Source organism: Mycobacterium sp. (assembly GCF_049280035.1).
GTDB lineage: Bacteria > Actinomycetota > Actinomycetes > Mycobacteriales > Mycobacteriaceae > Mycobacterium.
Window position 1 is genome coordinate 1 of the sequence record NZ_JBAPPI010000091.1, and the last position, 2,176, is coordinate 2,176.

A 2,176-nucleotide genomic window follows, 5' to 3' on the forward strand; every position below is an offset into this window, starting at 1 on the left:
ATCCACAGCGCATAGGGGCGGTTGAAGTTGGACAGGTAGATCACGCCTTGCGACCATTTGTCGCCGGCCGCATCCTTGGCCAGCGCGGTCCCGGGAAACAGCAACGCGTAGTAGCCCATCCGGAAGATCTGGTAGCCCACCGGAAGCAGCCCGCCGGCCACCACGATCAGCACTCGACGCCGCCAGCCCTTCGCAGTGATCAGCATCATGATCAGCGCCAGGCCGCCGATCAGAGCCAGCTCGGGGCGCACCAACACGCTGCATCCGGCGACACAGGCCAGCGCGCCGGTGAACATTCGCCCGCGAGGGCGCTGCCCGCCAGGGCACTGGTGGGCCTGCGACCAGCAGACCATCATCCACCAAAGCAGCCCGAGATAGGCCATCACCAGCCCGCTTTCCAGGCCGGAGGTAGCGAAGTCACGCGACGGCGGGACCGCGATGTACACCAGCGCGCCGGCCGGCAGCATGACCGCCCGACGGCCCAGCAAGCCGGGGGCGAACAGCCGGCCGGTGCCCAGCATCAGCATCGCCAACCCCGCCACGCTGAGCAGCAGGGCTAGCACCAGGGCCACATACTCCAGGCGCATCGGCCAGCTCAGCCAGCTTCCGGCATAGACCAGATACGTCCACACCACCGAAGTATTGGCCTCCACCCGCTCGCCCGCGTTGAACACAGGGCCGTTGCCGGCCAACAGGTTTCGCACGGTGCGTAAGACGATCAGCCCGTCGTCGGCGATCCAGCGCCGCTGCCAGGCACCCCAGCCGAACAACACGGCAACCACGGCCACGCTCACCCAGAGACTGACCCGGACCGTGGCGTCGTAGGGGAACGCCGGCCGGCCTATCGCCCTGGTTATCGGCCGGCCAGACGGCGCCGGGGTCTTGCACGCCGCGTCAGCCGAGGATAACCGCAACACCAACGGTTCCGATCAAGGCCAAGAACAGTAGCTGCAGCACCCGGTCGCGCAGCGCGATGTCCTCCGGCTCCCCGGCCAGGCCGCCGTCGACGTCCACCGCATACCGCAGGATCGCGATTGTGAACGGCACCATCGACACCGCGTACCAGCCGGCTTTGCCGTGGTCACGCTCGAAGGCCCACAGCCCGTAGCACACCACTACGGCGGTGGCCGACATCGTCCAGACGAACCGCAGATAGGTACTGGTGTAGCTCTCCAGCGACTTGCGGATGCTGGCTCCGGTGCGCTCGGCCAGTTGCAGCTCGGCGTAGCGCTTGCCGGCCGCCATGAACAACGATCCGAAAGCCATCATCAGCAAAAACCATTGGGACAGATGGATACTGGCGGCCGCGCCGCCGGCGATGGCGCGGATCAAGAACCCGGACGAAACGATGCAAATGTCAATCACCGCTTGGTGTTTGAGGCCAAAGCAATACCCCAGCTGGATGGCTATGTACACAGCCATCACCAGCGCCAGATTCGGGGTGACCCACCACGCGATAATCAGCGAGGCTGCCGCGAGCACCACCGCCAGCGTGTAAGCCAGCCACTCGGGCACCACGCCGGCGGCGATAGGCCGGAATCGCTTGGTGGGATGAGCGCGGTCGGCCTCTACGTCGCGGACGTCGTTGACCAAATAGACCGACGAGGCCGCCAGGCAGAACACCACGAAAGCGACTGCCACCTGGACAAGCACCTTGGCCCAGTCGTAGTGGACGTCGGCACTAAACGCGGCCAGCGGCGCCGCCAACACCAGAATGTTCTTCACCCACTGCCGCGGGCGCATCGCCTTGACCACGCCGACGATCAGGTTGGCCGGCGGTCCGGTCACCGGCGCTTCATCATCTTTGATGTCTTCGCTCATCTGCCCGCTCCACCTGCCGGTTTCAATCGCCCGTCGATTCGAGCGGCGACGGCCGCGACGGCGGCGCCGACCACCACGCCGGTGGCCACGTCGCTGGGATAGTGCACGCCGAGCAACACTCGCGAGAGTGCCATCGGCGGCACCAGCATGACAGGCAGCGGCGCTCCAGTGGCACGGGCCAGCAGAATGGAAGCCGCGGTGGTCGAGGTGGCATGCGCCGACGGGAAGCTCAGCCGGCTCGGTGTGCCGACGTTCACCGCCACCGCCGGATGATGCGGCCGCGGACGCCGCACCAGTCGCTTGATCAGCACCGCGGCCGCATGCGCGGAGAACGCCCCGGCGCCGGCCACCAGCC

Annotated in this window: 3 protein-coding genes; all 3 read right to left on the reverse strand. The window is 66.9% G+C overall.

What is annotated here, in order from left to right:
- On the reverse strand, positions 1-857 hold an 857-nt coding region (gene zomB / locus WAN71_RS03040; protein ID WP_422223912.1), incomplete at its 3' end, for a flagellar motor control protein ZomB.
- Between the two features lie 37 nt (positions 858-894).
- Complete coding sequence (locus tag WAN71_RS03045) at positions 895-1,821, reverse strand: decaprenyl-phosphate phosphoribosyltransferase (RefSeq protein WP_422223910.1); 927 nt, start codon at positions 1,819-1,821, stop codon at positions 895-897.
- Positions 1,818-2,176: phosphatase PAP2 family protein (locus WAN71_RS03050; protein WP_422223911.1), on the reverse strand; the 359-nt coding region annotated here is incomplete at its 5' end. The genes WAN71_RS03045 and WAN71_RS03050, both read right to left, overlap by 4 nt.

Bases quoted from the DNA above. Each gene is read 5' to 3' on its own strand.
- WAN71_RS03045 (WP_422223910.1), bottom strand. From the start codon at position 1,821: ATGAGCGAAGACATCAAAGATGATGAAGCGCCGGTGACCGGACCGCCG.